The 22,885-nt window shown below is 50.2% G+C and carries 26 protein-coding genes; 19 read left to right on the top strand and 7 right to left on the bottom strand.

Going from position 1 to position 22,885, the window contains the following annotated elements; genetic code table 11:
* The first annotated feature begins 23 nt into the window (after nucleotides 1-23).
* From LG288_RS01150 to LG288_RS01135, 4 genes are read left to right on the top strand one after another with little or no spacing between them, the layout of a single operon-like run.
* Nucleotides 24-1,214, top strand: a complete 1,191-nt coding sequence (locus tag LG288_RS01150; protein ID WP_404401205.1) for a glycine C-acetyltransferase — start codon at nucleotides 24-26, stop codon at nucleotides 1,212-1,214.
* 23 nt (nucleotides 1,215-1,237) lie between these two features.
* A complete protein-coding gene (tdh, locus tag LG288_RS01145; protein WP_404401203.1) occupies nucleotides 1,238-2,263 on the top strand; it encodes an L-threonine 3-dehydrogenase in 1,026 nt (341 codons plus the stop codon).
* A 4-nt stretch (nucleotides 2,264-2,267) separates the two neighbouring features.
* Nucleotides 2,268-2,591 carry a thiosulfate sulfurtransferase GlpE gene (gene glpE / locus LG288_RS01140; protein ID WP_404401201.1) on the top strand — a complete coding sequence of 108 codons (324 nt, stop codon included), beginning with the start codon at nucleotides 2,268-2,270 and terminating at the stop codon, nucleotides 2,589-2,591.
* Between the two features lie 6 nt (nucleotides 2,592-2,597).
* On the top strand, nucleotides 2,598-3,413 hold the full coding sequence (locus LG288_RS01135) for a rhomboid family intramembrane serine protease (RefSeq protein WP_404401200.1): 816 nt from the start codon (nucleotides 2,598-2,600) through the stop codon (nucleotides 3,411-3,413).
* On the opposite strand, the gene LG288_RS01130 is transcribed toward LG288_RS01135, so the two are convergent.
* Nucleotides 3,407-3,805: a flagellar basal body-associated protein FliL gene (locus LG288_RS01130; RefSeq protein WP_404401198.1), complete on the bottom strand. Its 399-nt coding sequence runs from the start codon at nucleotides 3,803-3,805 to the stop codon at nucleotides 3,407-3,409. The genes LG288_RS01135 and LG288_RS01130 overlap by 7 nt on opposite strands.
* Nucleotides 3,806-3,890: 85 nt before the next feature.
* Here LG288_RS01130 and LG288_RS01125 point away from each other — a divergent pair, with 85 nt between their 5' ends.
* Complete coding sequence (locus LG288_RS01125; protein ID WP_404401196.1) at nucleotides 3,891-4,457, top strand: chorismate--pyruvate lyase family protein; 567 nt, start codon at nucleotides 3,891-3,893, stop codon at nucleotides 4,455-4,457.
* Nucleotides 4,458-4,461: 4 nt separating this feature from the next.
* Nucleotides 4,462-5,316 carry a 4-hydroxybenzoate octaprenyltransferase gene (gene ubiA / locus LG288_RS01120; RefSeq protein ID WP_404401194.1) on the top strand — a complete coding sequence of 285 codons (855 nt, stop codon included), beginning with the start codon at nucleotides 4,462-4,464 and terminating at the stop codon, nucleotides 5,314-5,316.
* On the opposite strand, the gene plsB is transcribed toward ubiA, so the two are convergent.
* Complete coding sequence (plsB, locus tag LG288_RS01115; RefSeq protein ID WP_404401192.1) at nucleotides 5,311-7,785, bottom strand: glycerol-3-phosphate 1-O-acyltransferase PlsB; 2,475 nt, start codon at nucleotides 7,783-7,785, stop codon at nucleotides 5,311-5,313. The two genes, ubiA and plsB, sit on opposite strands and share 6 nt — an antisense overlap.
* A 135-nt stretch (nucleotides 7,786-7,920) precedes the next feature.
* Here plsB and lexA point away from each other — a divergent pair, with 135 nt between their 5' ends.
* The 6 genes from lexA to LG288_RS01085 all read left to right on the top strand — a co-directional run bounded on the left by lexA (nucleotide 7,921) and on the right by LG288_RS01085 (nucleotide 13,452).
* On the top strand, nucleotides 7,921-8,538 hold the full coding sequence (gene lexA, locus LG288_RS01110) for a transcriptional repressor LexA (RefSeq protein WP_404401190.1): 618 nt from the start codon (nucleotides 7,921-7,923) through the stop codon (nucleotides 8,536-8,538).
* A complete protein-coding gene (locus LG288_RS01105; RefSeq protein WP_404401188.1) occupies nucleotides 8,535-8,960 on the top strand; it encodes an SOS-response cell division inhibitor in 426 nt (141 codons plus the stop codon). Before lexA ends, LG288_RS01105 begins: the two co-directional genes overlap by 4 nt.
* A 302-nt stretch (nucleotides 8,961-9,262) precedes the next feature.
* Entirely contained in the window at nucleotides 9,263-10,384 is a 1,122-nt protein-coding gene (gene coxB, locus LG288_RS01100; RefSeq protein ID WP_404403115.1) for a cytochrome c oxidase subunit II, read from the top strand.
* 10 nt (nucleotides 10,385-10,394) lie between these two features.
* Entirely contained in the window at nucleotides 10,395-11,981 is a 1,587-nt protein-coding gene (ctaD, locus tag LG288_RS01095) for a cytochrome c oxidase subunit I (protein ID WP_404401186.1), read from the top strand.
* Nucleotides 11,982-11,985: 4 nt separating this feature from the next.
* Nucleotides 11,986-12,564: a cytochrome c oxidase assembly protein gene (locus tag LG288_RS01090; protein WP_404401184.1), complete on the top strand. Its 579-nt coding sequence runs from the start codon at nucleotides 11,986-11,988 to the stop codon at nucleotides 12,562-12,564.
* Between the two features lie 12 nt (nucleotides 12,565-12,576).
* On the top strand, nucleotides 12,577-13,452 hold the full coding sequence (locus tag LG288_RS01085) for a cytochrome c oxidase subunit 3 (RefSeq protein ID WP_404401182.1): 876 nt from the start codon (nucleotides 12,577-12,579) through the stop codon (nucleotides 13,450-13,452).
* A 16-nt stretch (nucleotides 13,453-13,468) separates the two neighbouring features.
* On the opposite strand, the gene LG288_RS01080 is transcribed toward LG288_RS01085, so the two are convergent.
* Nucleotides 13,469-13,684, bottom strand: a complete 216-nt coding sequence (locus tag LG288_RS01080) for a DUF2909 domain-containing protein (protein ID WP_404401180.1) — start codon at nucleotides 13,682-13,684, stop codon at nucleotides 13,469-13,471.
* 49 nt (nucleotides 13,685-13,733) lie between these two features.
* Here LG288_RS01080 and LG288_RS01075 point away from each other — a divergent pair, with 49 nt between their 5' ends.
* From LG288_RS01075 to LG288_RS01055, 5 genes are read left to right on the top strand one after another with little or no spacing between them, the layout of a single operon-like run.
* On the top strand, nucleotides 13,734-14,408 hold the full coding sequence (locus LG288_RS01075; protein WP_404401178.1) for an SURF1 family protein: 675 nt from the start codon (nucleotides 13,734-13,736) through the stop codon (nucleotides 14,406-14,408).
* The gene (locus tag LG288_RS01070; RefSeq protein ID WP_404401176.1) at nucleotides 14,405-14,947 is read left to right on the top strand and encodes a hypothetical protein; all 543 of its coding nucleotides are present in this window, start codon (nucleotides 14,405-14,407) and stop codon (nucleotides 14,945-14,947) included. The genes LG288_RS01075 and LG288_RS01070 overlap by 4 nt, the downstream gene beginning before the upstream one ends.
* 4 nt (nucleotides 14,948-14,951) lie before the next feature.
* On the top strand, nucleotides 14,952-15,941 hold the full coding sequence (locus tag LG288_RS01065) for a heme A synthase (RefSeq protein WP_404401174.1): 990 nt from the start codon (nucleotides 14,952-14,954) through the stop codon (nucleotides 15,939-15,941).
* 11 nt (nucleotides 15,942-15,952) lie between these two features.
* Nucleotides 15,953-16,849: a heme o synthase gene (gene cyoE / locus LG288_RS01060; RefSeq protein WP_404401172.1), complete on the top strand. Its 897-nt coding sequence runs from the start codon at nucleotides 15,953-15,955 to the stop codon at nucleotides 16,847-16,849.
* Between the two features lie 14 nt (nucleotides 16,850-16,863).
* Nucleotides 16,864-17,481, top strand: coding sequence for an SCO family protein (locus LG288_RS01055; protein WP_404401170.1), 618 nt, complete (start codon nucleotides 16,864-16,866; stop codon nucleotides 17,479-17,481).
* Nucleotides 17,482-17,489: 8 nt separating this feature from the next.
* Here the strand turns inward: LG288_RS01055 and LG288_RS01050 are convergent, their stop codons facing one another.
* Entirely contained in the window at nucleotides 17,490-18,560 is a 1,071-nt protein-coding gene (locus tag LG288_RS01050) for a polysaccharide deacetylase family protein (RefSeq protein WP_404401168.1), read from the bottom strand.
* A 40-nt stretch (nucleotides 18,561-18,600) separates the two neighbouring features.
* Here LG288_RS01050 and LG288_RS01045 point away from each other — a divergent pair, with 40 nt between their 5' ends.
* Nucleotides 18,601-19,923, top strand: coding sequence for an MATE family efflux transporter (locus LG288_RS01045; protein WP_404401166.1), 1,323 nt, complete (start codon nucleotides 18,601-18,603; stop codon nucleotides 19,921-19,923).
* 3 nt (nucleotides 19,924-19,926) lie between these two features.
* On the opposite strand, the gene nfuA is transcribed toward LG288_RS01045, so the two are convergent.
* Together nfuA and LG288_RS01035 are read right to left on the bottom strand one after the other, a co-directional pair.
* Nucleotides 19,927-20,505, bottom strand: a complete 579-nt coding sequence (nfuA, locus tag LG288_RS01040; RefSeq protein ID WP_404401164.1) for a Fe-S biogenesis protein NfuA — start codon at nucleotides 20,503-20,505, stop codon at nucleotides 19,927-19,929.
* Between the two features lie 80 nt (nucleotides 20,506-20,585).
* The gene (locus LG288_RS01035) at nucleotides 20,586-21,272 is read right to left on the bottom strand and encodes a ComF family protein (RefSeq protein WP_404401162.1); all 687 of its coding nucleotides are present in this window, start codon (nucleotides 21,270-21,272) and stop codon (nucleotides 20,586-20,588) included.
* A 34-nt stretch (nucleotides 21,273-21,306) separates the two neighbouring features.
* Between LG288_RS01035 and bioH the strand changes: the two genes are divergently transcribed.
* Nucleotides 21,307-22,080, top strand: coding sequence for a pimeloyl-ACP methyl ester esterase BioH (bioH, locus tag LG288_RS01030; protein WP_404401160.1), 774 nt, complete (start codon nucleotides 21,307-21,309; stop codon nucleotides 22,078-22,080).
* On the opposite strand, the gene mutM is transcribed toward bioH, so the two are convergent.
* Entirely contained in the window at nucleotides 22,071-22,883 is an 813-nt protein-coding gene (mutM, locus tag LG288_RS01025) for a bifunctional DNA-formamidopyrimidine glycosylase/DNA-(apurinic or apyrimidinic site) lyase (protein WP_404401158.1), read from the bottom strand. The genes bioH and mutM overlap by 10 nt on opposite strands.
* Nucleotides 22,884-22,885 lie beyond the last annotated feature (2 nt).

Genomic DNA, 22,885 nt, shown 5'->3' with positions numbered 1-22,885 from the left:
AAACCAAACGATATGGAGCACCCATGAATTCCGCTTTTTACCAACAGCTTAATGACCAACTGGAAGCCACGCGCAGCGAAGGCCTGTACAAAAAAGAACGGGTCATTACTTCCGATCAAAGTTCAGAAATTACCGTTAACGGCGAACAGGTTCTTAACTTTTGCGCCAATAACTACCTGGGATTAGCCAACCACCCTGACTTAATCAATGCTGCCAAACAGGGCCTTGACGAGCACGGCTTCGGCACTGCGTCGGTGCGATTTATCTGTGGCACCCAGGATATTCATAAAACACTCGAGCACAAATTAAGCGAGTTTTTAGGCACCGAAGATACAATTTTGTATTCCTCGTGTTTTGATGCCAATGGGGGCTTATTCGAAACCATCATGAGCCCCGAGGATGCCATTATCAGCGATGAGCTGAACCATGCCAGCATCATTGACGGCGTTCGCTTGAGTAAGGCGAAACGCTACCGTTATAAAAACAATGATCTGGCCAGCCTTGAAGAGCAACTTAAACAAGCCGATGCCGATGGCGCCCGCTTTAAGCTGATCGCGACTGATGGTGTGTTTTCAATGGACGGCGTGATTGCCGACTTAAAAGGCATTTGCGATTTAGCCGATAAGTACGACGCACTGGTTATGATTGATGACTGCCATGCCACCGGCTTCCTCGGTGAGAACGGTAAAGGTACCCATGAGTACTGCGACGTAATGGACCGCGTTGATATCATCACCGGCACGTTAGGTAAGGCTCTGGGCGGATCCTCCGGCGGTTATACTGCGGGTAAAAAAGAGGTTATCGAGTGGCTACGCCAGCGCTCACGCCCCTATTTGTTTTCTAATTCAGTTGCTCCGGCAATTGTACAGGCTTCAATTAAAGTCCTGGATATGCTGGCCGAGGGACACGAGTTACGTAAAAAATTGTGGCAAAACGCAGAATATTTTCGCCAGCAAATGACAGCGGCCGGCTTTACCTTAAGCGGTGCCGATCATGCCATTATTCCGGTCATGATTGGGGACGCCCGCCAGGCTTCGGAAATGGCTGACCGATTGCTGGAAGAAGGCATTTATGTGATCGGTTTTTCATTTCCCGTGGTACCTAAAGGCAAAGCAAGAATACGCACACAAATGTCAGCTGCCCATTCTCGTCAGCAGCTGGACCGCACTATCGAAGCATTTACCCGAATTGGTAAAGATCTCGGCATTATTTAAATTGCCGGGAGTAAGGAGTTATTATGAAAGCGCTGTCTAAACTGCATGCTAAGCCCGGAATCTGGATGACCGACGTCGATAAGCCCGACTACGGTTATAACGATATTCTGATAAAAATTAAAAAGACCGCCATTTGTGGCACCGACGTACACATTTACAAGTGGGACGACTGGGCGCAAAAAACCATTCCTGTGCCTATGGTCGTTGGCCATGAGTATGTCGGTGAGGTGGCAGCCATGGGCGAAGGCGTTCGTGGCTTTGATATCGGCGATCGGGTATCCGGCGAAGGTCACATCACGTGTGGCCATTGCCGTAACTGCAGAGCCGGTCGCCGGCACCTGTGCCGTAACACATATGGCGTAGGTGTTAATCGGCCGGGAGCTTTTGCTGAATATCTGGTTATCCCGGCTGAAAATGCCTTTAAACTGCCCGATGATGTCAGTGATGACATGGCGGCCGTTATGGATCCTTTAGGTAACGCCGTCCACACAGCCCTGGCCTTCGATTTAGTGGGTGAAGATGTGTTAATCACCGGTGCAGGTCCAATTGGAATTATGGCAGCCGCGGTGGCCCGACATGTTGGCGCGCGACATATCGTTATTACGGACGTTAACGAATATCGACTGGATTTGGCGCGTAAAATGGGCGTAACCCGGGCCGTTAATGTAGCAGAAGAAAGCCTCAGCGATGTGATGCAGGAGCTGAACATGAAAGAAGGCTTTGATGTTGGTCTGGAGATGTCTGGTGTGCCGTCGGCCTTTTCACAAATGCTTAAATCCATCAATCACGGTGGCAAAATTGCGATGCTGGGTATTCCTCCTGAAAATGTTGCCATCGACTGGAACGAAGTCATTTTCAAAGGTTTAGTCATTAAAGGTATCTACGGCCGCGAAATGTTTGAAACCTGGTACAAAATGGCCAGTTTGCTGCAGTCCGGACTGGATATTTCGCCTATCCTGACCCACCAACTGCCCGTTGATGAGTATGAAAAAGGCTTTGAAACCATGACCAGCGGTCAATCCGGCAAAATCATACTGAACTGGGACTAACACAATGGCGCAGGAGATCAGTTTAACCGATGCCTATCAGCAATGGCAGCAGCTTGATCAACAACCGGTCTTCGTCGATATTCGCGATAGCCAATCGTTTGCAACAGGCCATATTCCTGGCTCCCGCCCGTTAAATAACGACAATGTTGCGGCCTTTGTGCAGCAAACTCCGGCCGAAACCCCGGTTGTGGTGGTTTGCTACCATGGCATCAGCAGCCAGCCGGCGGCCGATGTTTTACAGCAGCAAGGCTTTAGTATTGTCTATAGTTTGCAGGGTGGATTTACCGGCTGGCAAGCCCGCTTCCCTGACGACGTTGAGCGGAGTTAAACCATTATGCGGCGCTTGCTGGTTAGCGATGACCCGGACTTTATGGCTAAGGTTTATCAGTATTTGCGCCAACACCGTATGCCGGTAAGCGTTAATGAGCAAGGCGACAAGTTGGAGCTGTGGCTGCATCAAAATGCTTATGAGGCTGCTGCCAGGCAGCTGATTACGGATTACAAAAATAATCCTGAGCGGTTGCAGGCGACAGCGCCCGGTTCGCCGGGCAGTCAGTCCGGCTCCTTACGCCGCAACTTTCTGCACAGCAGCGGCTGGCTGACACGTAGCATCGCTGCTCTGGCCGTGCTGGTATACCTGGCCCTGCAAATGGCTCCGGAAGCGGTACTCAGTGCACTGCGCATCAGCCATGTTTATAACACGCTGCCTTTTACCCAGCCCTGGCGTTTTGTTACCCCGGTGCTATTGCACTTTTCGTTAATGCACCTGGTATTTAACGTATTCTGGTGGTGGTACCTGGGTGGCCGTATCGAGCGTTCACTGGGTAGTTCCTGGCTGCTGGCCGTGCTGTTTTTTAGTGGCGTCAGTGCTAACGTTTTGCAATATTTATTCAGCGGTCCCAACTTTGGTGGCCTATCCGGTGTAGTTTATGGCCTGCTGGGTTTTTGCTGGCTGTACAGCTGGGGCAGAAAAACACCGCTTTGGCTACCGCCCGGGCTGATTGTGTTTATGGTCGGCTGGCTAATCCTGGGTTATACCGATGTTTTATGGGTTAATATCGCCAATGAAGCCCACTTAACCGGCTTGTTATCGGGCTGCCTGGCAGGTTTTATTGTGCGTTTACTAAATCCCAGGTTACACCGTCACTGATAAAGATACTTAGTAAATAACACTTCTTTTATCACCGGGTTGCCGGTTTCTTCGCGCATAATCTGCTGCGCTTTCTCCAGGGCCCTCAAGCGCAATTGATCACGACCCGTCATCGTTTTGATTTCGCGCTCCGAAGCCGTACTTAAAATGTGAATAAAAGCATCCCGCAATAAAGGGGCATGATGCTCTACCACACTGACATAATCACTGTTCGGCACCATAACTTCGACGGCCACACGAATAAAACCTAGCCTGTAATCGCTACCGTCCTTGATAAAGTTGGTGGTTATGTCCGGTTCAAAACCATAATAGGAAACGCTGCTCTGAGCTTGTGCAGGGAAGCCACACAAAGCGAATAATGTCAGCGCTATCAGTAAGAGTTTCTTATTCATTGCCGCCTCGTGTCCTTATTGGTAATACTGTTAACTCCCGCAAGCTCTGTTATCATAGCGTTATCGTCTTTAAGACCCAACTATTATGACTTTAGAGTTTCCTCTTGCCCACCCTTGCCGGTGGACCAACGCTGATGCTGTTGCTGTTCCGGCCAGCGCCAAACCCTGGTTACTGGAAGAAGGCTCGTTAACGCAAAAGCTAAAAAAACACAGCAACCAGTTTTCCGTTAAATTAATTGGTCAACAACCTGCTACGGTATTCGACAGTGAGTTTGAGCTGTTTCAACAGCACCATGTCGATACACCCTTTGCAGCCACAGTGCGTGAAGTGATGCTGTACTGTGACCATCAACCCTGGGTATTCGCCCGCAGTATTTTCCCGTTATCGGCCTTAACCGATGAAAACCTGAATTTATCGGCCATGGGCAGCCGTTCACTAGGGCAGTCATTGTTTGATCAGGCCGACTTACTGCGCAGTCCATTTCAGCTCACCCAGCTGGAAAAACACCACCCAATCGCTAAACTGAATACAGCACTGCACCATAAACAAACCGAGCTTTGGGGCCGCCGGAGCCTGTTTTTTACCTCCGGTCAGCGGGTTCTGGTCAGTGAATTCTTTTTATCCCCGCTGCCTTTTTATGCGGAGTGTTGAGCTGATGAATAAATTACAAGCTTACTGGCGTTTAATGCGCGCCGATCGACCCATTGGTACTTACCTGTTGGCATGGCCAACTATTTGGGCGCTGCTGATAGCCGGTGACGGTGAGCCTTCACTTAAGTTATTTACTTTATTTATGCTGGGGACATTCTTCATGCGCTCGGCTGGCTGTGTGATTAACGATTTCGCCGACCGTAACCTCGACGGCCATGTCAGCCGCACCCGCCAGCGGCCTATTCCGGCCGGCGAAGTCACTGCGGCCGAGGCGCTGGCAGTTTTTACCGGTTTACTTTTTGCTGCATTTATTGTGGTTTTGCAGCTAAACACCGAAACGGTCATGTTAGCGTTTCTCGCCGTAGGCATTGCTGCCTTATACCCGTTTTGTAAGCGCTGGACACACCTGCCGCAAGTGGTGCTGGGGGTAGCCTTCAGCTTTGGTATTCTAATGGCATTTACTTCCCAGCAATCTGACCAGTGGTTTATCGCCGGGGTATTATTTGTCACTAACCTAATATGGACGGTTATGTACGACACTGAGTACGCGATGGCCGACCGCGACGACGACATCAATATCGGCATCCGCAGTACGGCAATTTTATTTGGTCGCTACGACCGGGCAGTGATTGGACTACTGCAAATACTGACCGTGCTGTTACTGAGCTATGTAGCCTGGCTATTTAACTGGAGCTGGCCGCTGCTGCTTAGCCTTGTTGTCATCGTCGTACTATTTGGTTATCAGCAACAACTGATTAAAGAGCGAGAGCCAGCTCGCTGTTTCCAGGCCTTTTTGCATAATCACTACGTCGGTATGACTTTTGCTCTTGGTCTGGCCTGGCACTACTGGTTTTTATGATTTCGTCTCAACCAGTAACTGCTGAACTGATTGCCGGATAGTCTGTAACACAGGCGGGTCGATAAGTGCATCAATGGCGTCACTTAAAGGTCCGATTTGCGGTGCAGCAATTTGCTGACCGTCATCATTTACCTGCAATAACTGCTGCGATTTGAGACTACCGATAAAGGTGCTCATGACTTTTTTATCGTAAAATTCCGGCGCGTTAATCCCGTGAATCGAACTCAGCCGCTCCGCCAGGGTAATAGAGTGACGCTCGAGGTCCGCTCGCTGAATCGGCTCTGCCTGCTGCAGCAACTCCAGCACGATGCTATAGCGCTGTAACGTTTCACTGGCACTTCGCGCCAGTAGCTGTAACTGCAACCACTGCGGCGATTCGCGCGAAACCATTTGATAATGAAGTGGCTCAGGCTGGCTGATCAACTGCTGACGCTCCAGCTCTTCCAGGATCGCAGCAACCCATAAATCAACATCACTCAACTCATGGGAAAGAAATAATTCAGCCTGCAGCATCGGATAAACCTGCGCCACCTGCTCGACAAGCTGGGCATGGGTTTGCTGTTTTTTCGCAATCATGACCGTTGCCACCAGACCGGGAATAATCATCAGATGCAGAATATTATTTCGGTAGTAGGTCATGGCAATAGCGTTGGCTTTTTCCAGCGATACCACCTGCCCCATGGTGTCATCGGCGACAGTGAACTTCTTCGTCCGACTGGCTTGCTGCCAGAGTGTTTCGGCGCTGCACTGCGGCGCATTGACCTGTTTGCTGTAAGGCACCTGCTGCAGTAAACCTAAGTACACTTCAAGCTGCAACAATAACTCTTCGCGCGTTAATGCATGGTGCTCCGAGCTCAATAATGCCAAAGCCGTCAGATTAACACTGTTAGCCGCCGCGGCATCGTTAATTCCACGCATCACGCCCTCAGCCAATTTGCTGACCACCGGGTTTAACCAGCCCGGTCGCTCCGGTTCTTCTGCGCCGCGGGTTACCGAACGTTGCCAGTCGTCTACTTGATGGTCCAGAAAGTCTTTTAAGTCAATGGGGTTACCAAAGGTCACATAACCCTGACCAAAGTTCTTCAGGTTGCGAACTGAGCCCAATACCTGCCACATAGATTCTTTTTCTTTGCTCTTGCCTTTCAATTCTTTTAAGTAGGTGCTCACTTCCATGACATGCTCATAACCAAGATACACCGGCACTAACGAAATGGGACGTTCCTGCCCCCTCAGCATTCCCTGAATGGTCATTGCCAGCATACCCGTTTTAGGCGGCAATAAGCGGCCTGTCCTGGAGCGTCCGCCCTCGGTGAAATACTTAACCGGGTAGCCTTTTTGAAACAACCAGCTCAGGTATTCCCTGAACACCGCAGAGTAGAGTTTATTACCCCGAAAGCTGCGGCGTATGAAAAAGGCACCGCCACGACGGAAAATAGAACCAACCGGGAAAAAGTTAAGATTAACACCGGCTGCGATATGCGGTGGCACCAGGCCTTCTTTATAGATGACATAGCTGAGCAATAAGTAGTCCATGTGACTGCGGTGGCAAGGCACATAGATAATTTCGTGGCCTTGTTGCGCCAGTTTTCTGACCCGGTCGCCACCACGAACGTCGATTCCGTTATATATGCGGCTCCACATCCAGGTCATTAACCGGTCGAGCACACGAACCAGAGTTTCACTGTAATTGGCGGCAATTTCATTTAGGTAACTTAAGGCCTTTTTACGCGCTTCGGGCGCACTCACACGATTACTGCGCTGCTCGTCCGCTACGGCCTTTTTAAGCGCCGGTGAATCAATCAGTGTCCGCATCAGCTCGTTACGATCGCTTAGCTTGGGTCCGGCAACCGCATGGCGCATACGCACAAAATGTACCCGGGCGACACGGGCCAATTTGTGCGCTATTTTCAGGTCGCTGCCGCTTTGCCGCGCCATGGTACCCAGGCTGACAGTGCGCGAAAAACGGCACAACACCTGGCGGCCTGAAAACATCACCAGCCAAAATTTTCTGAAGTGGCCGGGATTGTCTAAATCCCCTGTCATTGCGTTACCGGCATGGGCTTCCTGGCCCGGCTTGCGGCCCCAGAAAATGCCCACCGGACAAAGATGGACATCCAGGTCTGACTGGCTCTGATGCGCCTGCAGCAAGTGCTGAAATTCAGCGATTGCCTGCTGCGAAGAGTCTGTTTCGGCCTGCTCCAGAAACATGACGCGCGGGAATTTCTGACCATCGATGTGCAGGGGCTTTTGTGGATCCGGTAGCTGCATCCGTTCAGCTGCTTGCTGCAGAATTGAAAAGTCAGCCTTGGAGGTAGAGCGCATCACGTAAACCAAAGGCTTACTACCCAGCGGCGACTGCTCGGATTCGACGTCATCCGCAATTGAAATAAACCGCGTCATCCACCGCAGAGGATATTTTAACAGAAGATAACCTAAACTCTGATTCGCCATCCGAATAATTACCGCCATTGCGTTTTAAACATCACCAAAACGTCAGTATACAGGATAATCACCGGGACTAAAAAAAGCTTGCAGAAAATTGCTTGCGAAAAATAATCACCTGTATATACTCACAGTATACTGTACAAATAAACAGGTAACACTATGCGTCCATTAACGGCCCGGCAGTCAGAAATTCTTGAATTAATTAAAGATAATTTACAAGCAACGGGGATGCCGCCTACCCGGGCTGAACTAGCCAGTAAACTTGGATTCCGCTCGGCTAATGCTGCAGAGGAACATTTAAAAGCACTGGCACGCAAAGGTGTTATCGAAATTTTGCCTGGCATGTCACGCGGCATCCGCCTGATTGGTGACGACTACGACATTGAAGAAGGCTTACCGTTAATCGGCCAGGTCGCAGCCGGGTCCCCTATCCTGGCTCAGGAACATATCGAGGGTCACTTTAAAGTCGACGACAGTATGTTTCATCCTGCGGCAAACTTTTTGCTTAAAGTTAACGGTATGAGTATGCGTGACATTGGTATTTTAGACGGTGACTTATTAGCGGTTCATAAGACCGAACAGGCCCGTAACGGCCAGATTGTGGTTGCCCGGGTAGAAGACGATGTCACGGTAAAGCGCTTTGAACAAAAAGGCCGAAATGTGTTACTGCATCCTGAAAACAGTGACTTTTCAACCATTGTCGTCGACCTCTCCCGGCAGGTATTTGCCATCGAGGGCTTAGCCGTCGGCGTCATACGCAATGGAGCTAACTTATGAAGTTTCAGCATATCACTAAGTCCTATCACCCAGGCTTATGGCAGAGTCCTGCAGCAAGCGTTGGGCAAAATAACTCATCCGCAACGGCGGTTGATACGTCACTGGCACAAGTTATCGACTGTTGCCGGAACTGTCCGAGTGAACAATGGATTACGGTAGTGGGTGGCCAACGCGAGTTTATCGGCCAGCTACTGGCGGCTGGTATCTCTTCTCAAAGAGTTCGTTGGTTGCGAACTAACGATTTTCAGCAGCGTCAATGGGCCGTAGAACAAGCGCTTTTATCAGGCACCAGCAGTATCGTCATTGGCTGGCTTGATGATATTGCGCCGCGCTTCAGCCAGCGGATAAAAATGGCAACCCGGCTGAGCCAGACAAAAAGCTTTCTGTTTGAAGAAAACACATTATTGACTCACCTGCACTGACCCCTACTCAGTCCTCCAATAATGTGTTTAGGCTGCTCTCGCAGCCTTTTTTTTACATTTTTGACTACTTTTTGAACAACCGGTGCGTTTGTTGTGGATCTTTGCGACTAAATTCGTTAATAAATAGGGCTACCCAACTATATAAATTAATATAACTATAAAATTACAACAAAGAGTTGGTAGGGAAAGCGATTTCTGGGGAGAAGCTGTTCCTTTTTCTGCTTACCTCTTTGTTCTTCATCACTCACTAGCTCAGTTTTTGGGCTGGCTTGAAGAAGAATAAGAGGAGAAGTCACGTGAAAATGCAGCCGCTGTTGGCACTAACGGCGTTGTTTGGGTTTTCTGCACAAGCCCAAAACCGCCTTAATCTGACCCAAGGTGTCACTGAAGTCAGTAACCGTGTCTACGACCTCCACATGACCATTTTTTATATTTGCTGCGTCATTGGTGTAGTCGTGTTTGGTCTGATGTTCATTTCAATGATTCGTCACCGAAAATCGAAGGGCCGCGAGCCGGCCAAGTTTCATGAAAGTGTGAAGGTTGAAATTGCCTGGACCATTGTTCCTTTTTTAATTCTGGTTGGCATGGCCATTCCGGCGACTTCAACGCTGATAGCCATGGAAGACACTTCCGATGCTGACATTACCGTGCAGGTAACGGGCTCCCAATGGAAATGGCACTATAAATATTTTGACCGCGACGTTGAGTTTTTTAGTCGGCTGGCAACTCAGCAAGAGCAAATTCAAAATAAATTTAAGAAAAGCGAAAACTATTTGTTAGAAGTCGACAATCCACTGGTTGTTCCCACCGGACAAAAAATCCGCTTTTTAGTGACTTCCGATGACGTTATCCATAGCTGGTGGGTACCGGACTTTGCGGTAAAAAAAGATGCCAACCCCGGGTTTATTAACGAAGCCTGGACCCGAATTGATGAACCCGGCATATACCGTGGCCAGTGCGCTGAGTTGTGTGGCAAGGACCATGGTTTCATGCCCATTGTGGTTATCGCGAAAGAGCCTGCCGAATACGAACGCTGGATTAATGAGACAGAAAGCGAGCAAGTGGCAGCCAAAGAGCGTGAGCAGGAACTCCTGGACATGGAGATGTCCATGGATGAGCTGATGGCTTTGGGTGAAAAAATTTACACCAGTACCTGCGCAGCTTGTCACCAGGGTCAAGGCCAGGGCATTCCCGGTACGTTCCCAGCTTTAGCCGGTGAAGGGGTATCCGTCGACCCAGATCAACGTGATGAACATATCGATATCGTCGTTAACGGTGTCCAGGGTACGGCCATGCAGGCATTCGGCCAACAACTGACGATGCGCGAGCTGGCAGCAGTTGTCACCTACGAACGTAATGCCTGGGGTAATGATACCGGCGAAACCATACAAGCTGCTGATATCAACGCAGCAATGAATCAATAAGGAGACGGTGATGAATACAGTAGTGGACGATATCCATCACGATGAACACCACGATCATAAGCCGTCAGGCCTGACCCGCTGGTTGTTTACCACAAACCACAAAGAAATCGGATCGCTTTACTTGTGGTTTAGCTTAATTATGTTTTTTGTTGGCGGTGCCATGGCGATGGTTATTCGGGCCGAATTATTCCAGCCCGGCCTGCAGCTAGTCGAACCAGACTTTTTTAATCAGATGACCACAGTGCACGGCCTGATTATGGTGTTTGGTGCCGTTATGCCCGCTTTTACCGGCTTGGCCAACTGGATGATCCCGATGATGATTGGGGCGCCGGATATGGCATTGCCGCGCCTAAACAACTGGAGTTTTTGGATCCTGCCTTTTGGTTTTGCGATTCTATTATCTACCTTGTTCATGGAAGGCGGTGGCCCTAACTTTGGCTGGACTTTCTACGCGCCGCTCTCTACCACTTACAGTAACGATTCGACCGCACTGTTCGTGTTTGCCATGCATATATTGGGGATTTCCTCAATTATGGGTGCCATCAACGTCATCGTTACCATCATGAACATGCGCGCGCCTGGTATGAATTACATGAAGATGCCGCTGTTTGTCTGGACCTGGTTAATTACGGCCTTCTTACTAATTGCTGTGATGCCGGTGCTGGCCGGTGCTGTCACTATGGTGCTGACGGACAAATACTTTGGCACCAGTTTCTTTGATGCCGCCGGTGGCGGCGATCCGGTGATGTTCCAGCATATTTTCTGGTTCTTCGGACATCCGGAAGTTTACATTATGATTCTGCCTTCTTTTGGCATAATTTCGGCGATTATTCCGGCCTTCGCCCGCAAGCGACTGTTCGGCTATGCATCCATGGTTTATGCGACCGCCTCGATTGCCATATTATCGTTTTTGGTATGGGCGCATCATATGTTTACGACCGGTATGCCGCTGTTCGCTGAACTCTTCTTTATGTACTGCACGCTGCTTATTGCCGTGCCGACCGGGGTTAAGATCTTTAACTGGGTGGCCACAATGTGGCGTGGTTCGATGACCTTCGAAGCGCCCATGTTATTTGCCCTCGCCTTTGTAATTTTATTTACTATTGGTGGCTTTTCCGGGCTAATGCTGGCGATAACTCCCGTCGACTTTCAATATCATGATACCTACTTTGTGGTGGCCCACTTCCATTATGTGCTGGTATCCGGTGCGGTTTTCTCCATCATGGCTGCCGCTTATTACTGGTTGCCCAAGTGGACCGGACACATGTTCGACACCGGTTTGGCAAAACTGCATTTCTGGACTTCGTTAATCTCGGTCAATGTGCTGTTTTTCCCAATGCACTTCGCTGGCTTAGCCGGCATGCCGCGTCGTATTCCGGATTACGCCACGCAATTTGCCGATATTAATCAGATCACCAGTATCGGTGGTTTTGCCTTTGGCTTATCGCAACTGATTTTCTTGTGGCTGGTAATTAAGTGTGTTCGCGGCGGCGAGAAAGCGCCGGCAAAACCCTGGGAAGGAGCCGAAGGCCTGGAGTGGACTGTGCCCTCTCCGGCGCCGCTGCATACCTTTGAAAAACCACCGAAAGTGGAGTAATACCATGTCCGAATCTGAACGCCAGGCGCCAGATCACGGCAAAATTGTCAAGCGGCTGCTACTGACAGTCGCTGGCATGTTTGCTTTTGGCTTTGCGTTAGTGCCGCTTTACGATGTTTTTTGCGAAGTCACCGGCTTTAACGGCCGGACCAAAAATGAGGCCGCTGTGGTTTCGCATAGCGAGGTTGATAAGTCGCGCACCGTCAACGTGCAGTTTATTACTCGCAATGCACAGGGCATCCCCTGGCGCTTCGAGCCTTCGGTAAACCAGGTCAAAGTGCATCCGGGTGAGGTGCGTGTAGTCAATTTTCTGGCCGGTAACCCTACCGGCAATGACATGGTTGCTCAGGCAATACCCTCGGTCGCTCCGGCCGAGGCCTCTTTGTATTTGAATAAAGTTGAGTGTTTCTGTTTTAACCAGCAGCCTCTTGCTGCGGGTGATGATACTGAAATGCCAATGCAGTTTTACCTGGATCCGGAAATTCCGGACCACATTACGACCTTAACACTGTCATACACGCTGTATGATATGACAGCCAACGCGACGGCTGAGACTTTGGCTCAGCTACAAACATCAAAATAAGGAAACGTCGTTATGGCCGAACAACAAAGTTATTACGTTCCAGCGTCCAGCCCCTGGCCTATTATTGGCGCTATTGGAATGGGCCTTATCGCCTGGGGCGCCGGTAAAACCGTTATTGAGATGACTAACGAGCAGGACGGCATTGGCAGTACTGTACTGATTATTGGCATGGTCGTAATGGCCATTATGCTGTTTGGGTGGTTTCGTGATCAAATCAATGAGTCCGTAAAGGGGATGCACAGCAACCAGCTGACTGATTCTTATAAGCAAGGGATGAGCTGGTTTATCTTTTCTGAAATCATGTTTTTTGCAGCATTTTTCGGTGCTCTTTTTTACGCTCGTGTTATAGCCATTCCGTGGTTGGACGGCGCCAGCAATAATGCAATGACAGCCGAAGTTTTATGGCCACAATTTGTCGCTCAGTGGCCGCTGACTGAAACACCCGGCGGTACTACAACACAGGCTATGGGCTGGTACGGGCTACCACTCATTAATACCATTATTCTGGTTACCAGTTCGATCACATGTCATTTTGCTCACGTTGGCCTGGAGCAAAACAAACGTAAACAGCTGACTGTGATGCTGGGTATTACCGTTGTGCTGGGCTGTATCTTCCTGTATCTGCAGGGCGCCGAGTATATCCATGCCTACGAGCAACTGGGGTTAACCCTGGATTCCGGTATTTACGGAAATACTTTTTATCTGCTGACTGGCTTTCACGGTATGCATGTGACCCTGGGTACCATCATGCTGATTGTCATGTTTCTGCGGGTACTAAAAGGTCATTTTTCTCCTGACAATCAATTTGCGTTTCAGGCGACCAGCTGGTACTGGCATTTTGTTGACGTGGTCTGGGTTTGCTTATTTGTTGTTGTTTACGTTCTGTAGCAAGGTTCCCGCGGTTCTAATAGGGCCGCGGGTTTAATGGTAAAAGGCCACTGTAGGCGGCAATAATCAGAAGTAATAGTACGATGGCTGCAACACCGACTCGCCTGCCCAGATAGCGCGACATTGGTGGTTTGTTGGGATCGTTGCGGAGCATTACGAATAATGCCCGGAACAGATTAAACACCATAAAAATTAATAGCGCGACGATAATGACTTTAAAAATAGCTAACATAAAAATTCCTCTTTTGGCCCTATCAGTTACTCTGCTTGCAGTTAGCGTTATGGTCAAGTTGGGATTCTGGCAGCTGGCGCGGGCGGAGCAAAAACAGCAACTGTTTAGCGACTACCAGCAGGGTCAGCAGCTTAAGTCAGATAGCCGCGTTGACTTGGCATTGCTACGGCGTCAGCCCGATCGTTTTGAGCCTGTTAGTGTTACCGGCCGCTTTGACCCGCAAGCATTCTTTTTGCTTGATAACCAGCTAAAGGAGGGCCAGGCGGGCTACCACGTCATTGGCCTGCTGCAGGCAGATAGCCTGCAAGCACCGGTGCCTGTTAATTTAGGCTGGGTACCCGCCCCTGCTTCTCGTCAACAATTGCCTGCTGTCGAACTGCCGGCTCAGAAACTTAATGTAACCGGCTTGGTTCGCTATCCAGAAGCCAACGTATTTATCGACCAGGTCGTCGAACAACAGTCGACTTTATGGCCCCGTCGGGTACAACAGTTTGTACCTGAAGAGATAACTGAGCTGACTGGTATCGAGATGGCGCCTTATGTGATATTGCTAAACCCACAAGCGTCGTTTGGCTTTCAGCGGAATTGGCAGCCGCAAATTATGCCGGCGGAAAAACATCACGCTTACGCTTTGCAATGGTTCACTTTAGCAACGGCAGCACTGATTATTTTTGTCATAGCTGTTATAACAACCAATAAACAAAAAAAAGAGGAGTCCTCATGAGCTCCCTAAATCGCTCACGACGCACATTAATTATTGTCTTAGTTGCTTTTTTATTACCTGTCATTGTTGCCTGGGTTATTCTTGACCAACATTGGTACCAGGCAGGGACTAATAAGGGCACCCTACTGGCTAACGCGATTTCACTAACCGATACTGAAGCTCTTCCCAACGGCTGGAAACTGGGCTACGTCGCCCCTGAACAATGCGGTAACCGCTGCCAGAACACCCTTTATGTAATGAACCAAATCGATGTCGCAGTCGGCAAAGATACGGATCGGGTGACCCCGGTTGTCTTAGCTCAGGGCGCCGCAGCTAATACAGAACCGCATCTTGAGCGTTTAAATATCGACCGCACAACGGCACCACAGCTAATAGCTCAGCTGAGCGATCTGCCGGCCGACTCCCTGTTTATTATCGATCCGCTGAATAACGTCATGCTTTACTACCCAACCCATACCGATAAAGAAGCCATGATTCTGGAGGGTAAAAACGTACTCGCGGATTTACGTAAACTACTGAAATTATCACGAATAGGGTAAAAGCATGCGTATTCTCGTTAAAGTGAGTCTCGTCCTGGCGTTTTGTGTCATCGTGCTGGGTGCTTTTACCCGGCTGACCGAAGCGGGCCTCGGGTGCCCGGACTGGCCAGGCTGTTATGGTTTTTTAGGCGTACCAACCCAGGCTGAACAAATCGCTCAGGCTGAAGCACTGTATCCCGATGCTCCTTTTGAGCTTGATAAAGCATGGAACGAAATGATCCATCGCTACTTTGCCGGTACTCTGGGCCTGCTCATTCTGGTCATTGCGATTACTGCCTGGCGGCAAAAAAATGTGCCGAGCCAAAAGCCAACCCCCGTCAAACTGCCGACCTTTCTCTTACTGCTGGTGACTTTTCAGGCAGCGCTGGGAATGTGGACGGTGACAATGAACCTGCAGCCTTTAATCGTCATGGGTCATCTGCTCGGTGGGTTTACCGTTTTTTCGTTATTGTTTTTACTTTACCTGCGTCTGGCACCCTATCGTCTGGCGGGCGGCGACCCCGCTTTACGCCAATACCGGGGGCTGGCTTTTTTCGCCTTGCTGGTCATTTTCGCTCAGATTGCTCTGGGTGGCTGGGTTGCAGCAAACTACGCAGCTGTCGCCTGCACCGAGTTGCCGTTTTGTGAAGGTGACTGGGCAAGTAAGCTGGACTTTAGCGGTGCCTTTAGTGTACCCGCAGCCGATACCTACCAGTTTGGTGCACACGATTACGATGACCGCATGACTATGCATATTGTCCATAGGTTTGGCGCTATCGTCGCGACTGCGGTATTGGGCTGGTTGCTGTTTAAATGTTGGCGAAAAGCCGCATCAGGCTTTTTTCGGCGCTCTTTGATTGTTATTAGTCTGTTATTAATTTTGCAAATTGCACTGGGTATCAGTAACGTGGTATTCAGCTTACCATTATGGGTTGCGGTTTCTCACAATGCTGTGGGAGCCCTGTTATTGCTGTCTCTGGTCGCTCTTAACTACAACCTGTCCAGAAAAGCATAAAGGAGTATGTTATGCCAACTTACGTTGCTACAAAAAAATTACAACAACGCAGCGCGCATTGGCGGGATTATCTTGAATTAACCAAGCCAAGGGTTGTCGCTTTATTGCTACTGACGGCGGTCGTCGGTATGGCACTGGCGCAGCCGCAATGGGTGGCGCTGCAGACGCTGGTGCCCGCGCTTACTGGTATTGGCTTAATGTCGGCAGCAGCGGCTGCGATCAATCATTTAGTCGATCGTCACATCGACGCTAAAATGGCCCGGACCCTGCGGCGGCCGCTGCCCCAGGGCAATCTCTCGCCAATAAGAGTTGCCAGTTTTGCTACCGCCCTCGGACTTATAGGCTTTATTACCCTTTACACTTGGGTCAATGCGCTGACGGCCTGGTTAACCTTTGCCAGCATGGTCGGTTACGCGGTGGTCTATACCATGTTTTTAAAGCGTGCGACCCCACAGAACATTGTTATTGGCGGGCTCGCAGGTGCTGCACCGCCATTGTTAGGCTGGACGGCGGTGACTAACGAAATTCACGGGCATGCGATTTTGCTGGTTATGATCATATTTACCTGGACGCCCCCCCACTTCTGGGCATTAGCCGTACACAGAGAAAAAGATTACGCCCGGGCTAAAGTGCCTATGCTACCGGTCACTCACGGTACCGAATTTACCAAAACCTGCATTTTCCTTTATACGATTCTGCTTTCGGTCGTTTGCTTTTTGCCCTACCTGGTTGGCATGACCGGAGTAATTTATCTGGTCGGCGTGACGTTGCTGAATGCGGTCTTCCTTGCTTACGCCTGGAAGCTCAAATATGCGCCCAGTAAGAAAACGGCTTTTAATATGTTTGCCTTTTCAATCTGGCATTTAATGCTCTTATTCGTCCTTTTGCTTATTGACCACTACCTTTAGCGAGCCACTCATATATGCATAAAGCCCTTTATCTTTTCGCTGCCTTACTGGCGGCAGGCATTGGTTACTTTGCCTATCAGCTATGGCCGCAGCCAGAGCCAGAAGCGCTGATTTACCAGCCTCCCCGGGCGTTAAAGCCATTTCAGTTAGAGTCGACGGATAGTCAGCAACCTATCGCTAATGCGGCGTTAGAGGGGCAATGGACCTTATTGTTTACCGGCTATACCTATTGCCCCGATATCTGTCCCACCACCATGTCTGACCTGCGTCGCGCACTACCGGAACTACAAGACCATACCGATGTGCCGGTTAAAGTCTGGCTGATTTCAGTTGATCCTAAACGCGATTCGCTGCAGCGTTTAAACGAATATACCGGCTACTTTGGTTCCGATTTTGTCGGGATTCGCGCTGAGCACCCGCAGCTGTTTCCTTTTGTCCGCGATTTAGGCCTGATGTATTCGGTACCCGAAGAAGACGAGGAAAACTATCTGGTTAATCACAGTGCCGCTATCATACTGGTTAATCCGCAGGGCAACCGGACAGCGATTTTTAATGCCGACCCGGTACCCGGCGAAATACCCGTTGTCGACATGCAGCAACTGCAACAGGACTTCGCGCTAATCGTTGACTAGCCGGATTGCTAATCCGGCCAACTACCCGAGCTGTCTGGCCGGATAAAAGCGGCCGAAAACCAGTAATAAGGACTGCCCTCTGTAGCAGGGGCGGTGCAGTTGATACGTGAGCGGCCAATGGGTAAGTCCGATGTCGGCGTTACACTAAATTCGGTTTCTGACTGCCATTCAGGTTTTAATACATCACCGCCGCTAAAGCACTGTAACGCCTGACGCTGAAAAGACTTACTCTGCTCTAGAGTGACCCGCAGGGTTGGCTTTGTCTGCTGATGTTTTAATAGTGGATCCTGGGGCTGGTAGTCAATGACCGGCAATGCGCGACTATTTAATTTTGTCGCCAGCGTTTCCAGGCGGGCGTAGCGTCCCGAGGCCGGAAAGCGGGTAATCGCTGTTTTTTCACTGTAAGGGCTCCAGGGACCGCTGTGTTGGGCGAAACCCAAAAAGCCCCACTGCTTTAACAGTTGCTGTAAGTCAGGATCGTACTCGCCAAAAGGGTAAGCAAAGTACTTAGGTTGTTCGCCTAAATTATCATCGATAGCCTGTTGCGCTGACACCACATCGTATTTCATTCGCTGCCGCCAGTCAGCCTGGCTTTCCCCACTGCGTCGGCGGATGAGGTGATCATGGGTCTGACCATGATTAACAATAGTCGCACCGCGTTGCTGCAAATCGCGCAGTTGCTCCCAGCTCATATAAGCCGAGGGCGTGGATGCCATTAAGTCAGGGTTAACGAACACGGCATAGGGCATACCTCGCTGCTCTAGCAATTCGGCAGCATTGTGATAAACGTTGTGGTAACCATCATCAAAGGTTATTACCACGGCCTTTTCGGGAAAATCCTGTCCTTGCTCAATACGTTGATGAGCTTCAGTGATCGAAAATACCTGGAATTCGTTATCTGCCAAATAGTCCAGATGGCTTTCAAACTGCTGCGGTGTAACCGATGTTACCGCGGGAGTTGCGTCCGAGACATGATGATATTGCAGTATCGCAATGCTGTTATCCCGGGGCTCTTGAGAGCGGCTGTCTGTGCAGGCCAGTAACAATAATGAAGCTGATAACAGAGGTATAAATTTCATGCTAAACTCCCGCACTCGTTCAGTAGAATGAGATAAGATCGTGCTGCGTAAATTATGTCGCTTCCCATGGCGGGATCATAAAAAAGTCTTTGCTATCGCCCTGCCGATGATCTTATCTAATATCGCAGCGCCCATGCTTGGCCTTGTCGATACTGCCATCATAGGCCATTTACCCGATGCTATCTACCTGTCCGCTGTTGCCATTGGCGCTATGGTGGTTAGTTTTATTTATTTACTGGCGGTGTTCTTACGGATGGCGACCACCGGCTATATTGCTCAGTCGTTTGGCGCTCGCGATCTGTCCGCACAGCAGCAACATTTTAATCACGGTCTGACGCTGGCTCTTAGCCTCGGCGTTCTGATTGTTTTTTTCTCGCCCTGGATCATCGAACTGGCGATCTGGGTTATACAGCCCGCTGCCGAACTGGTTCCCCTGGCCAGTGATTACATCAGCATCCGCTTGTGGTCAGCACCAGCCGCCCTGGCAACGTTAATTGCGTTGGGTGTCTTACTGGGGCGCCAGCAAAGTGGCAGAGCCATGTGGCTTGCGATCATAACCAACGCGGTTAACGTCGTCATGGATATCATTTTAATCGTCGGCTTAAACCTAAATGTTATTGGTGCCGCCTGGGCCTCTGTTAGCGCCGAATACGTCACTGCGATTATTGGCATCTACTGGTGCGCCCGGGCGCTGAACTGGTCACCGCGTAATCTAAGCATCGTACCGGAGAAACTACGCCAATACGCCAATGTTAATGGCAACATTTTTATTCGCAGCCTGGTATTACAACTTTGTATGGCCACGATGACCGGCTTTGCGGCCCGTTACGGGTCTGACGTGGTGGCAGTAAACGCGGTACTGATGCAGTTTCTAATGCTGATCTCGCTGGGTCTGGACGGTCTTGCCTACTCGGTCGAAGCGCTGACCGGGGCCGCTAAGGGGCAACAACAGCCAGAGCGTATTCGCTACTGGTGTCAGCTAACTCTGGTCTGGTCGTCAATTTTCGCCCTGCTTTACAGCCTGATCTTCTGGTTGTTTGGTGACCAAATCATTGGCTTAATCACCGACCTGCCAAATATTGTTGAGCACGCCCGGGCTTATTTACCATGGATTATTCTGCTGCCGTTAATTGGCCACTGGAGTTACTGGTTTGACGGTGTTTATATCGGCTTATCGTTAAGCAGAGGGATGCGCGATACAATGATACTGGCCGCGCTATTTGGATTTTTGCCACTTTGGTGGCTGGGTTTACCGTTACAGAATCATGGCCTGTGGATGGCGCTTAGCGGCTTTTTATTAATGCGTGGCCTGATGCAGGCCCTTTGGTTAAGGGTTAACTGGCATCAGGCCGCGCAAAATTAATGCTTAGTAGTAAGAGTGCTCGCCGCGCTCATGTTCGGTGACGTCGCGCACACCGGTCACTTCATCGGGGAAACGTTCCAATAATTCTTTTTCGATGCCGTTTTTAACGGTGACATCAATCATGCTGCAGCCATTACAACCACCGCCAAACTGCAACACCGCCACGCCTTCATCAGTAATTTCGGTGATCATTACATTGCCGCCGTGATTCGCCAGCTGCGGATTAATTTCTGCCTGAATCAGGTATTCAACCCGCTCGATTAGCGGCGCATCGTCTGCTACTTTACGAGCCTTGGCATTGGGCGCCTTTAAGGTAAGCTGCGATCCCATTTCCTGCTCTTCAAAATCTATTACGGCATCTTCCAGAAAGGGCGCACTACCCGAATCCACAACCGCGTCAAAACCATTAAACGGGAAGCGCTCATCATCGGTTTCGATGGCATCAGGTGGACAGTAAGAAACCCCGCATTCCGCGGTAGGCGAGCCAGGATTAACCACAAACACCCGGATGCCTGTGCCTTCGGGTTGCTCGGCTAATAGCTTTGCAAAATGTTGTTGTGCCGTTTCCGTTATCCGAATCATACTGCTCACCTTTGCACTTTACCTGCGTAAAACTTGACTAAAATACTAGGGTATAGTTTAACCTAAGTTAGTGCTGCTGGCTAGTCACCCTGATTATAGATTAAGGCCCAACAGTGTATTTGCGACGCCCCGCCTTTGCGCAGGGCAGCGACGGCAGCAGACATGGTGGCGCCCGAGCTTATGACATCGTCCAGTACCGCAACCCGCAATTGACTAAAGTCGTAGCGACAATACTGACTGTTCTTTGTTGCCTGCCAGCGCTGGTTTCGGCTTTGTTGCTTTTGTCGCGGCGTTTCTCTGAGTAAGCGCAAAGCCGCAGGCTGATAGCGCAGCTTTAATAAGTGACTGACCTGTTGCGCAAGTTGCCCGGTATGATGGAAGCCGCGTTGGCGCCAGCGCCGTTCGGTCATTGGCATGGCAATGACAACGTCCGGCAAAGCCTGCTGGTGATAGTCATAACACCGCAGCAGATGGGCTGCCAGCCAGTAACTAAACGGCAATACCAAATCCCATTGCCCGCTCTCTTTATAGCGGTAAATCAAGCCCTGAGTCAGCGCTGTCCAGCGCAGGCAGGCAAACCAGTACTGCGCTGCCGGAGACTTTGCGCAACCCTGGTTACTGAGGTGTTGACAGCAACGGGGAAACCAACGTGGCAAGTGCGCTGCACAATAATCACAAATACCGACTTCGCCAACATAATACAGCTTACACAACAGACAACTATTTGCCCCTGAAGCATTGGCTAACCGCCTTAACCTCGCTAGCATATGCCTTCCTCTGAAACTTAAAAGGCAGATTATAGTGGCTATCTGGCAACAGTCCGTAGGCGTCGGTGAAGATATTGTTGTACTCCATGGCTGGGGCATGAATGCTAATGTCTGGTCTCCATTGATTAACGGGCTTAGTAGCGATAAGCGGATAACGGCTGTGGATTTGCCCGGCTTTGGTGACAGCCATGACGAACTGTTCAGTGCTAACCTTGAAGATGTCAGTGCAGCACTACTGGCGGTGCTGCCCCAGCGCTTTCATCTGATTGGCTGGTCACTCGGTGGGTTAGTTGCTACCGAAATGGCATTACGTGCTCCCGACCGAATTGCCACACTGACTACGGTAGCATCATCACCCTGTTTTGTAGAGCAACCCCAGTGGCCGGGCATCAAGTCGGCGCTGTTACAGCAATTTCAGCGCCAGCTCAGTAAAGATTTTAAGCAAACCGTCGAGCGTTTTTTAGCCGTGCAGGCAATGGGTAGCCCTCACGCCAAAGAACAAATTAAACAGGTTCGCGAATGGGTGTTCAGCAAACCCATGGCCAACCCCGAGAGCCTTCGCAACGGTCTTAGCGCCTTACAAACGACAGATTTGCGGGCCCATCTTAGCTCGTTAAACATGCCCCTGTACCGCATTTACGGACGCCTGGACTCGCTGGTGCCTGCCTCTGTCATCCCATTAGTGGATAAACTGGCGCCTGACTCTGACGCAATGCTTTACAGGCAATCTGCGCACATGCCGTTTGTGTCGGCAACTTCTGAGTTTGTTGAGCAATATCGTAGGTTTTTAAACCGCCATCAACGCTGACACTGGGTACAGTAAACCGTGCTGCGCTGGCCCAGGCGGATTTCTTTTAGTATCTGCCGGCAGTTAACGCAGCGTTTACCGCCGCGTCCATAAACCAGTAGTTGTTGCGCGAAGTAACCCGGACTGCCGTCAACATTAGTAAAGTCTCGCAACGTCGTGCCGCCCTGTTTTATCGCTTCCGATAAGGTTTGCTTAACTATAGGGACCAGCTTTTCATAACGCTGTTTACTGATCTTGCCGGCGGAGCGTTTAGGGTTGATGCCAGCTTTGAACAAGGCTTCATTGGCATAAATATTACCCACCCCCACCACCACCTGGTTATCCATCAAAAAGGTTTTTACCGACTGTTTGCGGTCTCTCGAGCGTTGCCACAGGTAATCGGTATTGAAGGCTTCTGTCAGCGGCTCCGGACCTAACTTGCTGAGTAAGGAATGGTTCATGACCTCTGTCTCTGAATATAACAAGGCGCCAAACCGGCGCGGGTCATTAAGCCGCAATGAGACACCATGCTCAAAGACTATTTCGATGTGGTCATGTTTTTTTAGTGTGGTGGCTGAGGGGACGACCCGCAAAGCTCCGGACATACCTAAGTGCAGGATCAGGGTTCCTGCGCCGGTTTCCAGCAGCAGATACTTGGCACGCCGCCGGATGGCCGTTAAGCGTTCACCTTCCACCTGATGAACCTGAGCCGGCACCGGCCAGCGTAAACGGCTATCATGCACTCTTACGGCAGAAATTTGCTGACCCTCAATATGAGGACTGATACCTAAACGACTCACTTCGACTTCGGGTAATTCCGGCATAA

Origin of the sequence: Idiomarina seosinensis (assembly GCF_044797955.1) — a bacterium.
In the GTDB taxonomy this organism is placed as follows: Bacteria; Pseudomonadota; Gammaproteobacteria; order Enterobacterales; family Alteromonadaceae; genus Idiomarina; species Idiomarina seosinensis_A.
Note: the sequence above shows the minus strand (reverse complement) of the source record. Positions and strands in the feature narration are given on the sequence as shown.